General features: G+C 62.2%; 4 protein-coding genes. All 4 read left to right on the forward strand.

Features of this window, described 5'->3' with window-relative positions:
- Nucleotides 1–14: 14 nt before the first annotated feature.
- Nucleotides 15–617: a 16S rRNA (guanine(966)-N(2))-methyltransferase RsmD gene (gene rsmD / locus TZ03_RS22215; RefSeq protein WP_051100429.1), complete on the forward strand. Its 603-nt coding sequence runs from the start codon at nucleotides 15–17 to the stop codon at nucleotides 615–617.
- A gap of 71 nt (nucleotides 618–688) precedes the next feature.
- A complete protein-coding gene (locus tag TZ03_RS22220; protein ID WP_053388453.1) occupies nucleotides 689–2023 on the forward strand; it encodes a M16 family metallopeptidase in 1335 nt (444 codons plus the stop codon).
- Nucleotides 2020–3417 carry a M16 family metallopeptidase gene (locus TZ03_RS22225; RefSeq protein ID WP_051100431.1) on the forward strand — a complete coding sequence of 466 codons (1398 nt, stop codon included), beginning with the start codon at nucleotides 2020–2022 and terminating at the stop codon, nucleotides 3415–3417. Before TZ03_RS22220 ends, TZ03_RS22225 begins: the two co-directional genes overlap by 4 nt.
- A gap of 60 nt (nucleotides 3418–3477) precedes the next feature.
- A partial coding sequence (locus tag TZ03_RS22230; protein WP_051100432.1) for a hydrolase occupies nucleotides 3478–4463 on the forward strand: 986 nt, incomplete at its 3' end.

A 4463-nucleotide genomic window follows, 5' to 3' on the forward strand; every position in this document is an offset into this window, starting at 1 on the left:
GTACCGGAGCACTAATGCCGAGAACCTCCCCTCCCGCCCGCCCGCAACCGGGCCAAAGCAAGGGCCAGGGCCACCTGCGCATCATCGCCGGCGAGTGGCGCAGCCGCCGCCTGCCAGTGCCGGAAGGCGAAGGCCTGCGACCAACGCCAGACCGCGTGCGCGAAACCCTGTTCAACTGGCTGGCGCCCTACATCGAAGGTGCCCGCGTGCTGGACGCCTTCACCGGCAGCGGCGCGCTGGTACTCGAGGCCCTGTCCCGCGGGGCGGAAGACGCCGTGGCGCTGGACAGCAACTCGGCCGCCATCGCCAACCTGAAGAACAACCTCGAGACCCTGCGCTGCCCGCGGGGGCAAATCCTGCAGACCGACGCCCTGCGCTACCTGCAAGGCCCGGCCAAGCAGCAGTTCGACGTGGTGTTCCTCGACCCGCCGTTCCATCAGGACCTGCTGGCCAACACCTGCAACCTGCTGGAGCAGAACCAGTGGCTAGGTGAACAGGCGTGGGTCTATACCGAAAGCGAAGCCGCGCCGTCGACCTTGCAACTGCCGGGCAACTGGCGCCTGCACCGCGAGAAGAAGACCGGCCAGGTACATTACGCACTCTGGCAACGGGGCTAACTATGTAACGCTACCCGCGTGGGCATTTCGCTGAAGCTGCTGCGGTTCACAGCAACCGGAGCACTTCAGCGATGACTTTACCTCCTCCTCTAAACCTCGATCAGGTCTCGGCAGGATTGGCGTCTGTGGTTTCAGCCGCGCCCTTGCCACTGCAACACTTCACCCTGGACAACGGGCTGTCCGTTTACCTGCGGACAGATCCCAGCAGCCAGCTGGCCGCCGTGCAACTTTGGTATCAGGTGGGTTCAAGCCATGAGCCCGCGGGCCACAGCAACCTGTCCCACCTTCTGGAACATCTGATTTTCGAAGGCAGCAGCAAACTGCCAGCCGGCCAATATTCCCGAGTGATCGCTCGACTTGGCGGCCATGCCAATGCCAGCACCCATGAAGATGCTACTGCGTACGAGATATCGCTGCCGATCTCTCGATTGCCAATCGCTCTGGAGATCATGGCCGATGCCATGAACAGCGCGACATTTGGCCAGCCAGAACTGAATCGGGAAAAGAAAGCGGTCGAGGACGAACGGCGACTCAAGTTCGATAACCGGCCAGATCAACAGGCTTACGACAGTCATAGAGGGCTGGCCCATGGCAGCAATCCCTATGGGCAACCGAGCTTCGGCCCCCCGGCAGACCTTGGCAATATCGAGTTGGAGACGCTACGTACCTGGTATGCAACCTGGTACCGGCCCAATAACGCCACGCTTGTAGTGGTCGGCAACATCGACCTGCCCGCGCTGCGCCAGCAGATGGAACAGTACTTCGCCAGCTTGCCGAGCGCACCATTGCCTGAACGGCCCATACCCCGGCAAGACGTGCGGCTGCAGGAGCGCAAACAAACCATCAGCCGGCCGGGCTTACGCGACGGTTTACTCATGTCGTTCAATGTCCCGAGCAAAGCCACCGCCGCTGACGCAGCCACCGCACCGGCCCTGGAATTGATCCGCGAGGTGCTTGCCGAGGGTTTCAGCGCCAGGCTCTACAGCGACCTGGTGAGGGACAAACGCCTGCTTACCGGCATCAGCTTCCACTATCAGCCGCTGCTGCGCGGTGACACGCTGCTGACCATTGCTGCGTATGTAAACAGCACGAACAGCACGCCTGAGCAGGCTGCGCAAGCCGTTTACCAGCACCTCGACGAACTGCGCAACACACCGGTGCCCACGCCGGAGCTCCAGCGCGCAAAACTGCGCATGCTTGCACGCCGACTGTTCACTAATAGCTCGGCATTCCAGGCCGAGCAGATAGGTGCGGCCGCGGCTGCAGGCATACCCGCCGCAGCTATTGACCAAGATACCCAAATCATCCGCGACCTCGATTGCCAAAAGGTGCAGCAAGTGGCACTTGCCTACCTGGGGCGCGAGCGGTTGACCACCACCTACCTTCGGCCAGGAGCGACAGCATGAACCAGGCAATTTCCCAGGCCCAACTGCCGCTGACGTGCAACGGCCCCGCTGACGACACAGCCCTGGCGGCCATGGCCAACCTGCAATCAGCGCAGGGCATCGAACTTGGCAAAATTCCATCCCTGCAAGCCCTCCCTGAGCAGTGGCAAACTGCTGAAGGCACCAAAGTCAGCTTCCTCGCACGCCATGAGCGGCCGATGTTCGACCTGGCATTGCGCTTTCGTGCAGGCAGCGTACTCGACGGCACCAGCCCAGGGCTTGCGGCACTTGTCCTGTACAGCCTCGATCAAGGCACCGGGCAGCTTGATGCAACTCGGTTTGCCGAGGAAATGGCGGGGTTCGGCGCGATCGTGGGCAGAAAAATCAGCGACGACTGTGCCGTCATCACGCTACGCGCCCTGAGCCTGCCTGCGCTGCGTGACAGCGTGATGCAGTTGCTGACCGACATGGTGGCGCGCCCAGCGTTTCGGGCGGCCGATGTCGCCAAAATCGGCGAACGGCTGGTGTTCAACGAGGCCAGAAACGGCAACCTTTCGACAGTACGGATTGCAAAGGCAACTACCGCGCATATCTTCAGTGGCCACCCCTACGCTGCCAACTTGACTGCAGAAACCATCGGCAACATCAGCGATGATCAGATCAGGGATTTTCACAAGCGGGCTTACTCGGCCAACAATCTCGACATCGGCCTGGTGGGCAACCTGGCTCGCGAAGAAGCAGAGCAGCTTGTCAACGACCTCGTTCGGGCCCTGCCGCAAGGCTGGGCGGCCCAACGCACGCCACCCGTACCTGAATACCAGCCACTGGACCAAAACCTCACGACCGCTAGCAGCGCAACCCAGTCAACGCTCACCCTTGCAACGAAGGTGTCACCACATGACCCGGTATTCCCTGCACTGCATCTGCTCAACACAATTCTTGGCAGTAGTTATGAATCGCGTCTGACTCAAGAATTGCGCACGCTGCGCAACCTGACCTATTCCATTTCCTCCAACCTGAACCCGCTGGATGCCGCCAGCCAGTTGCAGATCCACTGGGATATCGCGCCACACTATCGGGATGCCTCTGGCGCACTGGTGTCGGGCATTCTGGCGTGCCTGCGTGAGCGAGGCCCCAGCCAGGCAGAATGCGATATGGCGTTGAACCAGATCGCCGGCGAGCTGCACGACGACCTGGCGGACAGCGCGAAAATGGCCCAAGCGCTGGCGACATACAGCCACCAAGGCCTGCCACAGGATCATCTTGCCACCTTCCTCGACAAGCTATCGGTACTGACGCCTGCCAATCTACGTGAAGCCGCGCAAGTCTGGTTGAGTGCGCCACAAGTATTCATCACCACAGGTCCCGACACCGAACAGTTGCCATTGCCCACCCCGTCACCGCTCGACCAATAGCGAAGGTACAAGGGCGCTGTTTCATGGCACTCTAGGCAGGCACATCACGAGTCGCCCAGCATGCCCAGCCACAGCGCCACATTCCGCCCGGCCATCGGCCTGTCCAACCCCCACCTGCAAACCCTGTGGGGGCCTCTGTGGCGCAAGCTGCCTGAGTTGACGCGCAACCGCGAGCGGCTGTGGCTGGCCGATGGCGACTTCATCGACCTGGACTGGCACGGCCCGCACCAGCCGCATGCCCCGCTGGTACTGGTGCTGCACGGGCTGACCGGGTCGTCCCATTCGCCCTACGTCAAAGGCTTGCAGCAAGCGCTGCAAGGCCGTGGCTGGGCCAGCGTTGCGGTGAACTGGCGCGGCTGCTCGGGCGAACCCAACCTGCTACCGTGCAGCTACCATTCCGGGGCCAGCGAAGACCTGGCAGAAATCGTCGACCACCTGCGCACACAGCGACCGTTGGCGCCGCTGTATGCGGTGGGCTACTCGCTGGGGGGCAATGTGCTGCTCAAGTACCTGGGCGAGAGCGGCGATGCCAGCCAACTGGAAGCCGCCGTCGCGGTGTCGGTGCCGTTTCGCCTGGACCACTGTGCAAACCGTATCGGCCAGGGCTTTTCCAAGGTCTACCAGGCGCATTTCATGCGCGAGATGCTAGCGTATGTGCAGCTCAAGCAGCGCCACTTCCACGACCAGGGCCAGCATGAGCGGCTGGCGACACTGGAGCGCCTGGGACCACTGAGCAACCTGCGCACATTCTGGGACTTCGATGGCAAGGTCACCGCACCGCTGAACGGTTTTCGCGACGCGCATGACTACTATCGCCGCTCATCGAGTCATTTTTTCCTGGGCCAGAACCGCACACCGACGCTGATCATCCATTCCAGCGACGACCCCTTCGTGTCCGGCCACAGCCTGCCCACGGCGGGCGAACTGGCGCCGCAGACCCACTTCGAACTGCACAGCCGCGGTGGCCACGTGGGTTTTGTCGATGGCAGCCTGCGCAACCCGGGGTATTACCTGGAACGGCGGATTCCGCAGTGGTTGGTCGAGGG

It is taken from the genome of Pseudomonas sp. 10-1B, assembly GCF_000935045.1.
Taxonomy (GTDB): Bacteria; Pseudomonadota; Gammaproteobacteria; order Pseudomonadales; family Pseudomonadaceae; genus Aquipseudomonas.